The 16,181-nt window shown below is 64.1% G+C and carries 16 protein-coding genes and 1 pseudogene; 4 read left to right on the top strand and 13 right to left on the bottom strand.

Annotated elements, in window-relative coordinates:
• Positions 1-476 (bottom strand): annotated as a pseudogene (locus RAZWK3B_RS14905) (DNA mismatch repair endonuclease MutL); the annotation flags it as partial.
• Between the two features lie 8 nt (positions 477-484).
• Complete coding sequence (locus RAZWK3B_RS14910) at positions 485-1,735, bottom strand: Zn-dependent hydrolase (protein ID WP_007816578.1); 1,251 nt, start codon at positions 1,733-1,735, stop codon at positions 485-487.
• Between the two features lie 139 nt (positions 1,736-1,874).
• Between RAZWK3B_RS14910 and RAZWK3B_RS14915 the strand changes: the two genes are divergently transcribed.
• The 3 genes from RAZWK3B_RS14915 to RAZWK3B_RS14925 all read left to right on the top strand — a co-directional run bounded on the left by RAZWK3B_RS14915 (position 1,875) and on the right by RAZWK3B_RS14925 (position 3,474).
• Positions 1,875-2,516, top strand: a complete 642-nt coding sequence (locus tag RAZWK3B_RS14915) for a TetR/AcrR family transcriptional regulator (protein ID WP_007816580.1) — start codon at positions 1,875-1,877, stop codon at positions 2,514-2,516.
• A gap of 75 nt (positions 2,517-2,591) precedes the next feature.
• On the top strand, positions 2,592-3,209 hold the full coding sequence (locus RAZWK3B_RS14920) for a TetR family transcriptional regulator C-terminal domain-containing protein (RefSeq protein WP_007816582.1): 618 nt from the start codon (positions 2,592-2,594) through the stop codon (positions 3,207-3,209).
• Positions 3,210-3,243: 34 nt separating this feature from the next.
• Positions 3,244-3,474 (top strand): hypothetical protein, encoded by a 231-nt coding sequence (locus tag RAZWK3B_RS14925; protein ID WP_007816584.1) that lies wholly within the window; start codon positions 3,244-3,246, stop codon positions 3,472-3,474.
• 63 nt (positions 3,475-3,537) lie between these two features.
• On the opposite strand, the gene preA is transcribed toward RAZWK3B_RS14925, so the two are convergent.
• The 10 genes from preA to RAZWK3B_RS14975 all read right to left on the bottom strand — a co-directional run bounded on the left by preA (position 3,538) and on the right by RAZWK3B_RS14975 (position 11,895).
• Entirely contained in the window at positions 3,538-4,842 is a 1,305-nt protein-coding gene (preA, locus tag RAZWK3B_RS14930; protein ID WP_007816587.1) for an NAD-dependent dihydropyrimidine dehydrogenase subunit PreA, read from the bottom strand.
• 30 nt (positions 4,843-4,872) lie between these two features.
• On the bottom strand, positions 4,873-6,195 hold the full coding sequence (locus RAZWK3B_RS14935) for an NAD(P)-dependent oxidoreductase (RefSeq protein ID WP_037295999.1): 1,323 nt from the start codon (positions 6,193-6,195) through the stop codon (positions 4,873-4,875).
• Between the two features lie 169 nt (positions 6,196-6,364).
• Positions 6,365-7,132, bottom strand: coding sequence for a FadR/GntR family transcriptional regulator (locus tag RAZWK3B_RS14940; RefSeq protein WP_007816591.1), 768 nt, complete (start codon positions 7,130-7,132; stop codon positions 6,365-6,367).
• 67 nt (positions 7,133-7,199) lie between these two features.
• Positions 7,200-7,568 (bottom strand): Lin0512 family protein, encoded by a 369-nt coding sequence (locus tag RAZWK3B_RS14945; protein WP_007816593.1) that lies wholly within the window; start codon positions 7,566-7,568, stop codon positions 7,200-7,202.
• The gene (locus RAZWK3B_RS14950) at positions 7,561-7,917 is read right to left on the bottom strand and encodes a Lin0512 family protein (RefSeq protein ID WP_007816595.1); all 357 of its coding nucleotides are present in this window, start codon (positions 7,915-7,917) and stop codon (positions 7,561-7,563) included. The genes RAZWK3B_RS14945 and RAZWK3B_RS14950 overlap by 8 nt, the downstream gene beginning before the upstream one ends.
• A gap of 52 nt (positions 7,918-7,969) precedes the next feature.
• On the bottom strand, positions 7,970-8,629 hold the full coding sequence (locus RAZWK3B_RS14955; RefSeq protein WP_037296001.1) for a hypothetical protein: 660 nt from the start codon (positions 8,627-8,629) through the stop codon (positions 7,970-7,972).
• Between the two features lie 3 nt (positions 8,630-8,632).
• The gene (locus RAZWK3B_RS14960; RefSeq protein ID WP_007816599.1) at positions 8,633-10,033 is read right to left on the bottom strand and encodes a selenium-binding protein SBP56-related protein; all 1,401 of its coding nucleotides are present in this window, start codon (positions 10,031-10,033) and stop codon (positions 8,633-8,635) included.
• A 162-nt stretch (positions 10,034-10,195) separates the two neighbouring features.
• Entirely contained in the window at positions 10,196-10,804 is a 609-nt protein-coding gene (gene cobO / locus RAZWK3B_RS14965; RefSeq protein WP_007816601.1) for a cob(I)yrinic acid a,c-diamide adenosyltransferase, read from the bottom strand.
• A 15-nt stretch (positions 10,805-10,819) separates the two neighbouring features.
• Positions 10,820-11,536 carry an LrgB family protein gene (locus tag RAZWK3B_RS14970; protein WP_007816603.1) on the bottom strand — a complete coding sequence of 239 codons (717 nt, stop codon included), beginning with the start codon at positions 11,534-11,536 and terminating at the stop codon, positions 10,820-10,822.
• Positions 11,533-11,895, bottom strand: coding sequence for a CidA/LrgA family protein (locus RAZWK3B_RS14975; RefSeq protein WP_007816605.1), 363 nt, complete (start codon positions 11,893-11,895; stop codon positions 11,533-11,535). Before RAZWK3B_RS14975 ends, RAZWK3B_RS14970 begins: the two co-directional genes overlap by 4 nt.
• Before the next feature lie 129 nt (positions 11,896-12,024).
• On the opposite strand from RAZWK3B_RS14975, the gene RAZWK3B_RS14980 reads away from it, so the two are divergent.
• Complete coding sequence (locus RAZWK3B_RS14980; protein WP_007816607.1) at positions 12,025-12,420, top strand: hypothetical protein; 396 nt, start codon at positions 12,025-12,027, stop codon at positions 12,418-12,420.
• Between the two features lie 28 nt (positions 12,421-12,448).
• Here the strand turns inward: RAZWK3B_RS14980 and cobN are convergent, their stop codons facing one another.
• Entirely contained in the window at positions 12,449-16,168 is a 3,720-nt protein-coding gene (gene cobN / locus RAZWK3B_RS14985) for a cobaltochelatase subunit CobN (protein ID WP_007816609.1), read from the bottom strand.
• Between the last annotated feature and the right edge of the window lie 13 nt (positions 16,169-16,181).

Below are 16,181 nucleotides of genomic sequence, written 5' to 3' on the forward strand. Positions count from 1 at the left end.
GGATGCACGTTCACATCCACCAGCATGGGATCGCACTCGACAAACAGCGCCGCCGCCGGGTGCCGATCCCGGCTCAGCACATCCATATACGCCGCGCGCAGCGCGCCGATCATCATCCGGTCGCGCACCGGCCTGCCATTCACGAACAGGTATTGCGCCACCGCCGATCCCCGTGAATAGGTGGGCAGCGCGGCATAGCCCGTCATCCGCAGCCCGTCGTGCGTGGCGTCGATCCTCAGAGCGTTATCCGCGAAATCGCTGCCCAATATCCGCCCCAGCCGGCCATGCAGCGCATCGAACATATCGCCCGTTTCGGCATAGGCGCGAAACACCATCCGCCCCTGGCCGCCGCCCGACACATCGCGCAGGGTAAAGCCCACGAAGGGATCGGCCATCGCCAGCCGTCTCACGATATCGCCGATGGCCTGGGCCTCGGCCCGATCCGAGCGCATGAATTTCAGCCGCGCAGGCGGGGCAGAGCCCCCTAATCCACGATCTCCGCGGTCTCGACGACCGCATGCATGAGTACATCCGTTCCCGCCGCGGCCCAGTCCCTGGAAATCTCTTCGGCCTCGTTATGGCTCAGCCCGCCGACACAGGGACACATGACCATGGCCGTCGGGGCCACGCGATTGATCCAGCATGCGTCATGCCCCGCACCTGAGACAATGTTCATATGGCTGTATCCCAGCCGTTCGGCAGCGTTGCGCACGGCCTCGACGCAACTTTCGTCGAATTCCACCGGGTCGAAACCGCCCGCCTTCTCGAAGGCCACCTCCAGTCCCATGGCCTCGCAGATTTCCGTTGCCGCCGCTTTCAGACGTGTTTCCATGTCCTGAATGACGGCAAGGTCCGGTGACCGGAAATCGACGGTGAAAACCGCCTTGCCGGGGATCACGTTGCGCGAGTTGGGGAAGACGTCGATGTGACCCGCGGCGCCGACCGCATGGGGCGCGTGGCTCAGCGCGATCTCTTCCACCTTCTCAAGCACCCGCGCCATGCCAAGACCGGCGTTGCGGCGCATCGGCATTGGTGTCGATCCGGTATGCGCATCCTTGCCGGTGATCGTGACTTGCGTCCAGCTCAGGCCCTGCCCATGGGTGACCACGCCGATATCCTTGCCTTGCGCTTCGAGGATCGGTCCCTGTTCGATATGCAGCTCGAAAAACGCATGCATCTTGCGCGCGCCCACCGGCTCTTCGCCGCGCCAGCCGATGCGGTCCAATTCGTCGCCGAAGCGCTTGCCTTCGGCATCGCGGCGGTCCTCGGCCCAGTCCTGCTCATGCACGCCTGCGAACACCCCCGAGGCCAGCATGGCCGGGGCAAATCGCGTGCCTTCCTCATTGGTCCAGTTGGTCACCACGATGGGGTGTTTTGTCCGGATGCCCAGATCATTCAGGGTCCGGATCACCTCCAACCCTCCCAGCACGCCCAGCACGCCGTCATATTTTCCGCCCGTCGGCTGGGTGTCGAGATGGCTGCCCACATAGACCGGCAGCGCCTCGGGGTCGGTGCCCTCGCGCCGCGCGAACATATTGCCCAGGCTGTCCAGCCCCATGGTACAGCCTGCGGCCTCGCACCAGCTCTGGAACAGCGCGCGGCCCTCGGCATCGGCATCGGTCAGGGTCTGACGGTTGTTTCCTCCCGCCACGCCGGGACCGATGCGCGCCATCTCCATCAGGCTGTCCCACAGCCGGTCGCCATTGATCCTGAGGTTCTCGCCGGGTGCGGCCATGATGCATGTCTCCCTGTGTCATCCTGGATACGGGCCTTGTCGCAGGCCTCTTGCCAAGGGTCTTATCCTGACCATATGGTCAGGTTGATCGCATCACACGTTGACCAACCGGTCAAGAAATTTCTGGAACCTGCCCGGCATGACCCCGTCCGCCCGACCCTCCAGCAAAAAAGACATTCGCCGCGAGAATGAAAAGCTCATTCTTGAGGCAGCGGAAAAAGTCTTTGCAGAGGCGGGGTTTGGCGGCGCCACAATGCAGTTGATCGCCGATATGGCCGGTCTGCCCAAGGCCAATCTGCATTATTATTTCCCAACCAAGGAATCTCTCTACCGGCGCGTGGTGCAGAATATCTTTCACGATTGGCTCATGGCGGCGGATGTCTTCGATGCTGCTCCCGGTCCGGTCGAGGGCTTGGGCGCCTATATCGACGCCAAGATGGAAATCAGCCGCCGGCATCCCGCCGGCTCCAAGGTCTGGGCCTCCGAGGTGATGCACCGCGCGCCGGTCATCCAGGACTATCTGGAAACCACCCTCGTCGCATGGACCGAGGGGCGCATGGCCGTGATCCGGCGCTGGATCGACGAGGGCAAGATGGACCCGATCGATCCGCGCCATTTGCTGTATATGCTCTGGGCGACCACGCAGCATTATGCCGATTTCGGCCATCAGATCGAAACCCTGAATGGCGGGCAGCCTCTGTCCGATCGCCAGTGGGAGGCGGCAAAACAATCCGTCAAGACGGTGATCCTCAAGGGAATTGGCGCGCTCCCCGAAGGCTGATCGGGGCATGACGGGCCTTTCGTCTTTGCCGGAAATGCCGCAAGCTGCGTGGGGGTGACAGGGGCAGGGGACCGCATGACCGATATGAACGCAGCGAAAAAGCCGACGCGCATTCAGCTGCGCAACCGCAAACGTATTCTCGATGCGGCGCTGGATGTGTTCTCGCAGCACGGCTATCGCGGTGCGACGCTGGATCAGATCGCCGCCGAGGCGGGGCTGTCCAAGCCCAACATCCTCTATTATTTCGAGGGCAAGGAAGACATCCATGTCACGCTGCTCAACAAGCTGATGGACGCCTGGCTGGACCCGCTGCGCCATATCGACCCGGCAGGCGACCCGCTCGAGGAAATCCTGCGCTATGTGCACCGCAAGCTTGAGATGAGCCGCGAATTTCCTCGTGAAAGCAGGCTCTTCGCCAATGAGGTGCTGCAGGGCGCGCCGCGCATGGGGCCGCATCTGCAAACCGGTCTCAAAGAGTTGGTGGATGACACTGCGCGCGTGATCGAAGACTGGATCGCCCAAGGCCGGCTGGCGCCGGTCGATCCGCGTCACCTGATTTTTTCGATCTGGGCCACGACCCAGCATTATGCGGATTTTGACGCGCAGGTGCAGGTGCTGATGGAGGGCCGGGATGTGCACAAGGGCGCATCCGAGTTTCTCGATACGCTGTATCGACGGATGCTTGCGCCTTAAGCGGTTTTTAACCGTTGTCGGTCAAGCTTGTCCGATGCAGATCGTGACCCGCCATACCAATCCCGATATCTGGATCGATCAGATGTTTTCCGCGCAGGCGGCCCGTAAGGGCGGCGTTGTGCGCCGATCTTTGGCCTGGGTCGATCGCGAGGTCGGACGCGACCGTTTCATGCAGGAGGTGCGCCGCCGCGGCTTTCACCTGATTGAAACTGCGGATCAGTTCCTTGTGGTCTGCCACAATGGACCGATCCGCATCCTGTTTTGATACAGAATCAAAAGGGAGAAAATTCGCAGAATTTTCTCCCTTGATGATTTTTCGCGAAAAATCTCACTCGGCGGCGCATTTCATCGGGTTGTTGGGATGCGTCGTCCAGTTGGCATGGCTGTCCGACACGGTCAGCCCGGTGCGTGGATCGACCTCGCCAGCCGCCAGCCGCTCCATCGTGATGCAGCCATCCACCGGACAGACATTCACACACAGATTGCACGCCACGCATTCGGCGTCGATCACCTCGAACACGCGATCCTCGGACATCGAAATCGCCTGATGGCTGGTATCCTCGCAAGCCGCATAGCAGCGACCGCATTTGATGCAGGCGTCCTGATCGATCCGTGCCTTGGTGACATAGTTGAGGTTCAGATCCTGCCAGTTCACGACATTCGGCACCGCACGCCCCACCAGCTCGTCAATCGAGGCGAAGCCCTTTTCGTCCATATATTGCGACAACCCCGAGATCATCTCCTGAACGATCTTGAACCCATAGGTCATCGCCGCCGTGCAGACCTGCACATTGCCCGCGCCAAGCGCCATGAACTCGGCCGCGTCGCGCCATGTGGTGACCCCGCCGATCCCTGAAATGGGCAGGCCCCGGAGGTTCGGATCACGGGCGATCTCGGCCACCATGTTGAGCGCGATCGGTTTGACCGCCGGGCCGCAATACCCGCCATGTGCGCCTTGCCCGTCGATCATCGGCTCTGGCGAGAACAAATCCAGATCGACCGAGGTGATCGAATTGATCGTGTTGATGAGGCTCACCGCATCCGCGCCCCCATCCTTGGCGGCCTGCGCGGGCTTGCGGATGTCGGCGATATTCGGCGTCAGTTTCACGATCACCGGCAGGTCCGAGTGTTTCTTGCACCATTCGGTCACCTGCTGGACATATTCGGGAACCTGCCCCACGGCGCTGCCCATGCCGCGCTCACTCATCCCGTGCGGGCAGCCGAAATTCAACTCGACCCCGTCGCAGCCGGTTTCGATCACCCGCTCCAGGATCGATTTCCAACTGTCCTCGTTCACCGGCACCATCAGGCTCGCGATCAAGGCGCGGTCCGGATAGTCGCGCTTCACGCGGGTCATCTCATCCAGATTGGTCTGGAGTGGCCGGTCGGTGATCAACTCGATATTGTTAAGCCCCAGAAGCCGCCGGTCCGCGCCCCAGATCGCCCCATAGCGCGGCCCGTTCACATTGACGACGGGCGGGCCGTCCTCGCCCAGTGTTTTCCACACCACGCCGCCCCATCCCGCCTCAAAGGCGCGGCGCACGTTGTATTCCTTGTCCGTGGGCGGCGCCGAGGCCAGCCAGAACGGGTTGGGTGACTTGATGCCGACAAAGGTCGTTTCGAGATTGGCCATCTTGCTGATCTCCCTGTGATCCGGTGCGTTTCAGCCCATCAGGCTGGCATGAATGTCTTCTGCGGCGTCGCGGCCTTGCGCCACCGCCGTCACGGTCAGGTCATCGCCGCCCGCAGCACAGTCGCCCCCGGCCCAGACCCCGTCCAGACTGGTGCGGCCTGCGCCGCTGACCTTGATCTTGCGACCCTCTAGCTCCGGCAGATCGCCGCCTTCAAGCGTCTGGCCGATCGCCTTGAACACCTGATCGGCGGCCAGACGGAAGGTCTGGCCCGTCGGGGTCAGATCGTTGTCGGTATATTCGAACTCGATCTCGCGGACTGCGCCATTGCCATGGATCGCCACGGGCTGCGCATTGGTGATGATCCGCACCCCTTTCGAGGCCGCCAGATCCTGCTCATAGGGGCTGGCGTTCATCCGGTCGCGGCCCCGCCGGTAGACAAGACTGACGTTCAGTGCGCCCAGCAGTTTCGCCTGTACGGCGGCATCCACCGCCGTCATGCCCCCGCCGATCACCACCACGTCGCGGCCTACGGGCAGGCTGGTCAGATCGCTGGTCTGCCGCAACTCTGCGATGAAATCCACCGCGTTGGCGATGCCGTCCTTGTCCTCGGCCTCCAGCCCAAGCGCGTTAACGCCGCCCAGACCAATACCGAGGAACACCGCGTCATGCGCGGCCTTGACCTCGGCCAGCGTCATGTCGCGCCCAAGACGTTTGCCGGTCTCGACCGTGATGCCACCGATCTTGAGCAGCCACTCCACTTCGCGCTCGGCAAAACCCTCCACGGTCTTGTAGGCGGCGATGCCGTATTCATTCAGCCCGCCGGGCTTGTCGCGCCCGTCATACATGGTCACGTCGTGGCCCTTCATCGCCAGCCGATGCGCACAGGCCAGTCCTGCCGGCCCCGCGCCCACCACCGCGATCCGCTTGCCCGTGGGCGCGGCACGGGTAAACGGATGTGTCCCCGCCTCCATCAGCGTATCGGTCGCATAGCGCTGCAATTGCCCGATCAGCACCGGCTTGCCCTCGGCAGCCTCGCGCACACAGGCCTGTTCGCACAGCGTTTCGGTGGGACAGACGCGCGCGCACATGCCGCCGAGGATATTCTGGCTCAGGATCGTTTCGGCGGCCGCCTCGGGTGTGCCGGTCGCGATCTGCCGGATGAACAGTGGTATGTCGATCTCGGTGGGGCAGGCGGCGATGCAGGGTGCGTCATGGCAGAAATAGCAGCGATCCGCCGCGACATGCGCCTCATGCCCCTGCAGCCTTGGATGCAGGTCCGAGAAATTCTCGGCATAGGCCTTGGCGTCAAGCCTGCCCGCGACGATACCGGGGGTCAGCGAAGTGTCACTCAAAGGAACCTCCACAAGTTGGTGTGTATTTTCCTCAGTATTCCACGATTTAGTTTTTTATCAAACGGTAAAAATATAGCGAAAAAGGTATTGGAATCCCAATGGCTTGGCTTGCCAATCGGCGTGGGTGTGCACAGGATGGGCTTGCCTTCGGCCTCGGCCCTCGGCCCTGTCAGCGCGATTTTTCGTGGTCGAACCGCTGGCGCGCGATGGCCTCGTTGCGCTCGGCCTTCTGCTGATCGGCCAGCGCCTTTTCGACATAGTTCATATGCGCGATCACCGCGTCTCGGGCGCCTGTGGCGTCGCGCGCCTGCAATGCGCTGTTGATCTGGCGGTGCTGATCCAGCAGCGCGCCGCGCGTGGTGCGCTGCTTGAACATGACCTGACGATTATAAAACACGCCCTCCTGCAACAGCTGATACATCGAGCGCATCATATGCAGCATGACCACGTTGTGACTGGCCTCGATGATGCCCATGTGAAATTCGGCATCCAGACGGGCTTCATCCTTGGGGTTGGGCTTGTCATGCGCCATTTCCATCTTTTCGAACACCGTCTGGATCACCTTGAGATCGGTATCCGATGCCAGCCGCGCGGCCCGTTCCGCCGCCAGCCCCTCCATGTCGCGGCGAAAGGCGATGTAATCGAACACCGCCTCGTCATGACCCGCGAAGAGGCGAATCAGCGCCGGGGAAAACGCACTGCCCAGAACATCGGCCACGAAGATGCCCGCACCAGCGCGCGTGCTCAGAAGCCCCTTGTCCTGCAATTCGGCCACTGCCTCGCGCAGCGACGGGCGCGAGACGCCAAGCCGCTCGGCCAGTTCGCGTTCGGATGGCAGGCGCTCGCCGGGGCGCAGGATGCCGCGAAGAATCAGCTTTTCGATCTGGCGCGTGACCGCGGTCGACAGTTTTTCTGGCGTGACTCTTTCGAATGGCATGGGGCTGTCCTGAACCAACTGGTCAGATCATATGACCGGATCATTCATGCGGCAAGCGTCGCGGTGGTCAGGTTTTCGACAACCGCCAGCGCCCGATCTGTTCGGGCAGAAACGCCTCGACCGCCGCGGTCGCGATGACCAGGGTCTCGCCGGTTTCGGGGTTGGTCACGTTCTGCCCGCCCTTGACCGCGCGCACCTCGGCCCTGCCGCGCGGCAGCCCCTGCGCCAGAGCCGTCGTGTCCAGCCGGTCGGGGTTCTGCACGCCCACGGTGACCTGTACCCGCATCTGGCCATGCTCCAGACCCGTCGTCTCGAAGATCGGCAGGGTGGAATGGCGGATCGCGTCCTCGATGGCCCGCGCTGCGGCCTTCTGGTAATCCATGCCGTGCAGATCGTTGCCCATGCCCATCTCGATGATCACACGCCGCTCAGTCATCTGCCCGCTCCATGTCGAAACTCACCGAGATCGCGGCATTGGCGATGACCGTGGGGTTGCCGTCGCCATCGGGGCGCGGGATATCCAGCCCGCCATGGGCGGCCCTGACGCTGATTTGTCCATAGGGAAAGACCCTGGCCACCGCCGCGCAATCGACCGCGTCGGGGTCTTGTACCGCGATGTCCACGTCGATCATCATCGCCGATTTGTCGAAGCCATAAAGCTCGGCCATGTTGATCGAGTTGCGCCACAGCGCATCCTGCACGGCGCGCGTTGCGGCCTGCGTGTAATCGCGCCGGCGCAGGGACGTGCCCATGCCGAATTCTGTCAATACGCGGTGCTTGGTCATGTCACCCCCCTTGGCGATTGCCCTGACTGATTGCCCGTTTCGCCTGCCCTCGTCAATGCGAGGCAAACAGCGCCACAGCCCCCACCACGATCAGGCTCAGTGCCCAGACAACATCCAGATTGAACCAGCTTTTCTTCAAAAAGGCCAAGCCCAGCCAATAATAGACGCCCACCGCGATCAGCCCCCCGGATGCCGCCATCGCCAGCGTATGCGCCAGCGCCACAAGCCCTGCGCGCAGTGCGTCGCTGCCCATCAGGCGGGCGGCGGCGACATGCCCGGCCTCTTGGGCCGCCGCATCGCACAGGCCCAGATAGATCGGCACCAGCATCAGCCCCGCGCCATGCGCCATCGCCGCCAGGAACGACCACAGCATCAGCCGCGAGGGGGGCACCCGCGCCAGAAACCTCGGATGCCGTCTGTTGATCAGCAGATAGACCCCAAGTCCGATCACCAGAACCGCCGCGCCGATGCGCAATTCGCGCTGCCACTCGACCAGCGTCACCATCACCGAGAACGGAAACAGCACCATCGCCATCGCCAGCAGATGCCCCGCCGCCAAGGCCAGCAGCGCCTTGTAAAGCGCCCCCGCCCCGCGCTCCATAAGAGCTGCGGACACCGCCAGCGGCCAGCCCATGCCGGGATTGATGCCGTGATATATCCCCGAGGCGACAACGGCCCACCAAAGGGCCGTTGCCGTGCTTGCGTCCTCCACGCCTCAGACGGACGGGTAGCAGAAGCTGTCGGTCGAGCAGTCCCCGCCTTCAAGGCGGATCTGATGTGCGCGATAGCCCTCGGGGAACTCCACCCAGAAGTCCTTGTCCAGTGTCAGCCCTCCATCGGCGCCCACATCGGCCTTGACCATCGCCGCCCCGCGCTCGCCGGGATAGAACTGATCGTCCCATGTCGAATAAAGCGAATTGGTCCAATAGACCCGCTTGCCGTCGCGGCTGATCTCGACCATCTGAGGCCCATAGCCGAACGCCTTGCCGTTGGGGTGCTTGGTGCCCTTCACGATCCCGCCAAGCTCCACCTTGCCGGCCAGCTTGGGCGCCATCGGATCGCTGACGTCGTATTGATGCATCTCGCCCGTGCCCCAGCAGGCCACGTACAGGAACCTGTCATCAAGGCTCAGGTCGATATCGGTGACCAGCGGCGGCACCGCCTCGAACCCCTTGAGCAACTCCGGCAGGTCATCGGCGGCGGCGGGCTGGGGCGGGATGGTCACGGTTTTCTTGGCCTCGAAGGTGCCGTCCTCCTTGCGCCACCAGGTCCAGATCGACCCTTCGAGATTGGTTGTGTCCACGACCACGCCACAGAACCCGTATTCCTTTGCCGGGTCATGCGCCGGGCGAATTTCGAGCGCCATCTGATGATTCTCGCCGAGATCGATGGTCTGCACGTTCTTGCGTGCCCGCAGGTCCCAGAAATGGATGCTGTGGCCGTATTTGTTGGACAGCAGGTCCTCGGGCACGATGCCGTTCTCGTATTGCGGCGGAAGGCCCCATTCGGAACTGACCATGTAATTGCGCGGCAGGTTCCACCAGAAATCATACTGCTTGTCCTGCGCGCCCCGGTCCATCTCGTAGCGCCCGAGGATCTCGAAAGTTTCGCAATCCATGATGAAGATGCCCGGTGGGCCATCGGTGCCGTCCGGGCCACCGCCGCCCAGTGTGCTGACATAGATGCCCTCCGGGCCGCAATGGATGGTGTGAGGGCGCGAATAGCCGGTCTTGGCAAAGACCTCTTCGGGTTCGATGATCTTGTGGATCTTGGCCTTGAGCGGCTCTTTCACATCGATGATGTAGATCCGGCTGGACCGGATGCCGGGAATAATCAGGTAGCGCCGTTCCAGAAAGGCATGACCACTCAGCGGCGACAGCGACGAAGAACAGGCGTTCCAACCGAAATGGTGAAACTCGTCGCCCGTATTGGGCATGATGACCTGATGCACGATCTGGCCATAGGTCTTGGATGTGGGGTCCACATCGACAACCGCCAGCCCGTCGGGTCGGCTTCCGTCAGGGCTCAGCATCAAGGTGAAGGCCAGCGTTTCGGCGGGCGCCTCCATGGCCAGTTTCGGTGTGGCGTGGAATGTCGGATCCGGGCGTAAATTCATTGTTGTTTCCTCCCTCTGATGACGCGTGTCGGCGCAATGACCGCGACGCGTCCAAGGGAAATCCTGCCACGGATTTTCGAATCCACCAACGGTTTCCGGATCGTCGCCCTGTCAGGAAGCGGAAAACCGGCTTCATTTACCTGAAGTTTCAGGAATTTTTTCTTAGAATTCGACGCCGATCTGGGCCTTTATTCCGGATCGGAACGGGTGCTTGATCAGCTCCATCTCGGTCACCAGGTCCGCGATCTCGATCAGGTCGTCCTTGGCGTTGCGGCCCGTCAGCACGACATGTGTCATATGTGGCTTTTCCTCGGCCAGAAACTGCACCACTTCGTTGATATCCAGATAATCATAGCGCAGCGCGATGTTGATCTCGTCCAGCAGCACCATCTTGTGGCTCTCGTCGCGGATCAGCTCCTTGGCCTTTTCCCATGCCGCCTGTGCCATTTCGATGTCGCGGTCGCGGTCCTGCGTCTCCCAGGTGAAGCCCTCGCCCATGGTGTGAAACGCGCAGATATCGCCGAATTTCGACAGGATCAGATCGCGCTCACCGGTGCTCATGCCGCCCTTGATGAACTGCACGACCGCGCATTTCATGTCATGCGCGATACAGCGGAAGATCATCCCGAACGCAGCCGAGGATTTGCCCTTGCCCTTTCCTGTGTGGACGATGATCAGGCCCTTTTCATCGGTCTTGGTGGCCATGATCTTGTCGCGGGCGGCTTTCTTCTTGGCCATCTTGGCGGCGTGGCGGTCGCTGTCATCGGTCATCTGGCGCGCGTCTCCCTATTGGAACAGGCCCAAGACATAAGGCGCAATGAGGGCGGTAAGCAAGGCATTCAGCCCCATTCCGATCCCCGCAAAGGCGCCCGCCGTCTCATTCACCTGAAACGCGCGCGCCGTGCCGATGCCATGCGCCGCCGTGCCCACCGCGAAACCGCGCGCGCGCCAGTCGGTGATGCGCAGCGCGTTCATCAGCGGCGTCACCACCACCGCCCCGATGATCCCGGTCAGGATCACCAGAGCTGCGGTCAATGTCGGCAACCCGCCCAGCTGTTCCGCGATGCCGATGGCCACCGGTGCCGTCGTCGATTTCGGCGCAATCGATGCCAGCGTCGCTCCCTCGATCCCAAGCGCCGAGGCGATCCACAAAGCCGACGCCACCGCCGTCACCGACCCCACGATCAGCGCGCCCGCCATCGGCAGCAGCGCCCGACGTACATGGTGCAGGTTCGCATAGAGCGGCCCCGCCAGCGCCACGGTCGCCGGTCCCAGCATGAAATGCACGAATTGCGCGCCCTCGAAATAGGTGGCGTAGGGCGTCGCCGTCGCCCACAGCACCCCCGCCAGCACCAGCATCGCCACCAGCACCGGATTGACCACCGGATTTTGCCCGCTGGCCCGATAGGCCGCATCCCCCAGCAGATAGGCCACCAGCGTCGCTGTCAGCCACAAAAGCGGTCCCTCTCGCAGATAGGACCAGATCTCGGGGAACTCGGTCATGCGCTGTCCTTTCCGCCATCGCCGGTCAGCCGTGCCAGACCCACGAAGGTCAGCGCGCCGGCGGCCAGCGCCAGCACCGTGCTGCCCACCAGCGCCGCCAGCAGGGCAGGGCCGGACTGTCCAAGCGCCTCGGCATGACTGATGACGCCCACACCCGCTGGCACGAACAGCAAGGACAGATGCTTCAGGATGCCTTGCGACGTGGGCAGAACCCGCTCGGCCAGCTTGGGCCGGATCAGGAACCCCGCCAACAGCAGCGCCATTCCGATCACCGGCCCCGGCACCGGCAGGGCAAGCGCGCGGGCCAGCACCTCACCGGCCAGCTGAAACCCCAGTATGATTGCGATATTCAGGATCATGCGCGCCCCTTCTCTGTCTTGGCTGCGGCAAGCATAATTTGGCCCGCCTCCCTTGCAGTGCCGCTTGTCAATCGGCCCTTCGTCAAGCCCTTAACCCTTCCTTAACCCGATTTGGATCAAGCTTCGGCCATGTATCTGATCCGCGTCATCGCTGTCCCGGGCCTGTTGGCCCTTGCCGCGTGCAATACGCCCGGTCCCGCCTTTCGCGGGATCGATCCGGTGCGTGTCACCGTGGCGCAAAGCACCTTCGATGTGCGTGTCGATGGGCTGCGGGCTCAGGCGATTCGCCTCAACATGGAATGGGCGCCGCGCCGCGATGCGGTGGCGCCGCGTGCGGTTGCGGCCATCGAACAGGTCAGCGGCTGCAGCGTCAGCCGTCTTGACGGCGACCAGGCGGTGATCGTCGCGCGGCTGGACTGCGGCGGTGGCGCCCCTCCTGCCTTGCCGGACCCGACCAGCCTCGATTGCGAAGTCGTCTTCGTCGGTGGCACCGAAGCCGACCTTTTCTGCGACCCGATACGCTGAGCGCCTGCGGGTCCCGCGACACCGTCCGTCAGGACGCAGGAGCACCACCGCCCCGCAAGGCCTCGATCCGCGCCCGCGCCGAGTTCGAGCGCGGCATCCAAAGCCCGCGCTCGATCGCCTCGGCCAGCCGTTCCGCGATCTCCCGCAGGGCGGGCGCGTTGTGCTCGGCGATGAAATCGCGCGTGTCCTCATCCTCGACAAAGGCCGCCTCGACCAGATCGAAATGATGGCTGCGCACCGCGCCTGTGGTGGCCGCGAAGGCAAACAGATAATCCACCGTCGCCGCGATCTCGAACGCGCCCTTGTAGCCGTGTCGCTTCACGCCCTCGATCCATTTCGGATTGACCACGCGTGATCGCACCACGCGCCCGATCTCGTCCTCCAGCGTGCGGATCACCGGGCGTTCGGGCCGCGAATGATCGTTGTGATAGATCGGCCGATCCTGCCCCTGCAGCGTGCTGACGGCGGCCGCGGCCCCGCCCTCGAACTGGTAGTAATCGTCGCTGTCCAGCAGGTCATGCTCTCGGTTGTCCTGGTTCTGCACGATCGCCTCGGTCTGCCGCAGCCGCGCCTCGAACCCCTCGCGGTCGGGCCGGCCCTCTTCGGCGGCGCCGTATGCATAGCTGCCCCAAGTCAGATAAGCCTCCGCCAGATCGGCCTTGCCCGCCCAGAGCCGCTCGTCGATCAGCGCCTGCAGCCCCGCGCCATAGGCGCCGGGCTTGGCGCCATAGACGCGCGCGGTCATGCCCTCGCTGCGCGCGCGGGCAGCGGCGGGGTTCAGATCCTCAGGCTCGTCCATCTCCATCACGGCGCGCGCGGCACTGTCGAAAAGCGCGATCAGCTGCGGAAAGGCGTCCCGGAAAAACCCCGAAATGCGCAGCGTCACATCCACCCTTGGCCGTCCCAGCACCCCTTGCGGCAAGACCTCGAAGCCGGTGACGCGGCGATTGGCGCTGTCCCATCGGGGCTTCACGCCCATCAGCGCCATGGCCTGCGCGATGTCATCACCGCCCGTGCGCATGTTCGCCGTGCCCCAGGCGGTCAGCAGCATCGTGCGCGGCCAGTCCCCATGTGTCTGAAGGTGCTTTTCAATCAGCAGGTTGGCTGATTTCCACCCCAAGGCCCAGGCCGTCGGTGTCGGCACCGCGCGGCTGTCCACGCTATAGAAATTCCGCCCCGTCGGCAGGGTGTCGAGCCGGCCGCGCGTCGGCGCACCCGATGGGCCGGGCGCCACAAAGCGCCCCGCCAGCGCGGTCAGCAGCCCGCGCCCCTCCTCCGGCCCGCAGGCGCGCAGGGCAGGGCGCACATGCGTCTCCACATGCGCCATCACCGCGCCGCTTTGCGGCCCTTGCGGGCGCGCCTCGCCCTCCATAATCCGTGCCGCCAGCGCCTCCAGCCGTTCCACCGTATCGCCCGCGCTGCGCCATGCGCCCTCGGCCAGCCCTGCCAGCACCTCGGGCCGCGGCTCGTCCCACGCTGCTGCCATATCGCAGTCCAGCGGATCGAAGCCCAGCTCCAGATCCTCCGCCAGCGCCCGGATGATCGAGGCATCTCCGCCCTTGCCCTGCCCACGTGGCACCCGCAGCAGGGCAATCATCAGGTCCCGCTCCAGCCGCCCCTCGGGCGACTGGCCGAACACATGCAGCCCGTCGCGGATCTGCGCCTCTTTCAACTCGCACAGATAGGCGTCGAGCCGGGCCAGATCGCCGTCCTCGTCCTCGCCGGTCAGGCCCACATCCTTGTCGAGCCCCGTGGCGGCACTCAGGCTCAGGATCTCGCGCCGCAGATGGGCGATCCGTCGCGGATCGACGCCCGCCGCCTCGTAATATTCATCGACCAGCGCCTCCAGATCGCGCAGCGGCCCATAGGTTTCCGCGCGGGTCAGCGGCGGGGTCAGGTGATCCACGATCACCGCCTGCGCGCGCCGCTTGGCCTGCGTGCCCTCGCCGGGATCGTTGACGATGAACGGATAGACATGCGGCATTGGCCCCAGCACCGCCTCGGGCCAGCACCCCGCCGACAGCGCCACGGCCTTGCCCGGCAGCCATTCCAGATTGCCATGCTTGCCCATATGCACGATCGCCTGCGCGCCGAACCGGTGCCGCAGCCAGATATAGAACGCCAGATAGTTATGCGGCGGCACCAGATCAGGGGAATGATAGGTGTCGGTCGGATCGATATTGTAGCCGCGCGCCGGTTGCACGCCCACCACGACATTGCCGAATTCCAGCACCGACAGCGCGAAATGCCCGTCCTCCCTTGCGCCGGGGATGAAGAACGGATCGGCCTCGGGTGGGCCCCAGCGGGTTTCCATCGCCTCGCGCAAGGCCCATGGCAATTGGCCATAGGCGTGTCGGTACTCGGCCAAGGGCAGACGCACGCCCCCCCGGCGCTCGGCCCGGTCGGTCAGCCAGTTGGTCGGCCCCGCCATCACCGCGCGCATCAGCGCGTGGCTGTCCTCGGGGGCGTCCGTCACCCGGTATCCGGCCTCCTCCAGAAGGCGCAGCACATGCACCGTGCCCGCAGGTGTATCAAGCCCCACGCCATTGGCCAGCCGCCCGTCCTTGTTGGGGTAATTCGCCAGCACCAGCGCCACCTTGCGCTCTGCCTCTGGTGTGGTGCGCAAACTGGCCCAGTTGCGCGCCAGCTCGGCCACGAACTCCACCCGGTCGCCCTGCGCGCGGTAGGTCGCGATCGGGCATTCCGTCGCCTCATCGAAGAACGCCTCGCCCTTGAAACTGACCGCCCGGCTCAGGATCCGGCCATCCACCTCGGGCAAGGCCACGTTCATCGCGATGTCGCGCGCCGATAGCCCGCTCAAGCCCTCGGCCCATGCCTCTTCGCTCGATCCCGCCAGCACCACCTGAAACACCGGCGCCGCCTCTGCCGCCGCCATCGTCAGCGGGTTTGCCGGGCCGCTGTCGCCCTCATGCGGCGATCCTACCGCGAACGAGGTGCAGTTCAGGATCACCGACGGCGGCGCTTGGGTGAACAGATGCTCCAGCGTCGCCACCGATACCGGATCCTTGAGCGAGGCGACGAACACCGGCAACGGGTTCAGCCCCGCGCGCAACAGCGATTTCACCAGACGGTTGATCGGATTGAGCCCCGCGCCCTGCACCAGCGCCCGGTAAAACACCAGCGGCACCACCGGCGCGCCTGTGCTCCAATTGGCCTGCGCCGCCGTCAGATCGGCGACACCGGCACCGGGCCAATAGACGCCGGCCCGCAGTAGGGGCCGCGCCGCCTCGGGCTTCGGCCCGTCCTCCAGCATCGCCTTTGCATAGCTCAGGAAATTGGCCGCGTTCTCCGGCCCGCCTTCCACCAGATAGCCCCAAAGCGCATCGTAATCTTCATCCTCTACCGTCGACAGGTCGCGCAGCTCGGCATCGGGCTTGTCATCGCCGGGCAACAGCGCCAGCGGCACCCCCGCTTCGGCGCAGCGGGCGGCATATTGCTCGGCGCCGTATTTCCAGTAGCCCACGCCGCCAAGCACCCGCGCGATCAGCAGCCGCGAGCGTGTGGCGCATTGATCCAGATGCAGATCGACCGACATCGGATGTTGCAGATGTGTCAGGTTGGCCAGCCGCAGACCGGGAGGTGCTGCCATCTCGGCGCGCGCCGTGCTCAATGCCGCCAATTCGGTATCGGCGGCCGAGATGAAAATCACATCTGCCGGGCTTTGGCCCAGATCGACCGGTTCCTTGCCATCGTCGATCGAGCCGGGTGTGGCAGCGAGCAGATGCATCTGTCTTGGGCCT

The sequence above is a fragment of the Roseobacter sp. AzwK-3b genome, assembly GCF_000170875.1.
Classification (GTDB): Bacteria; Pseudomonadota; Alphaproteobacteria; order Rhodobacterales; family Rhodobacteraceae; genus Roseovarius; species Roseovarius litoreus.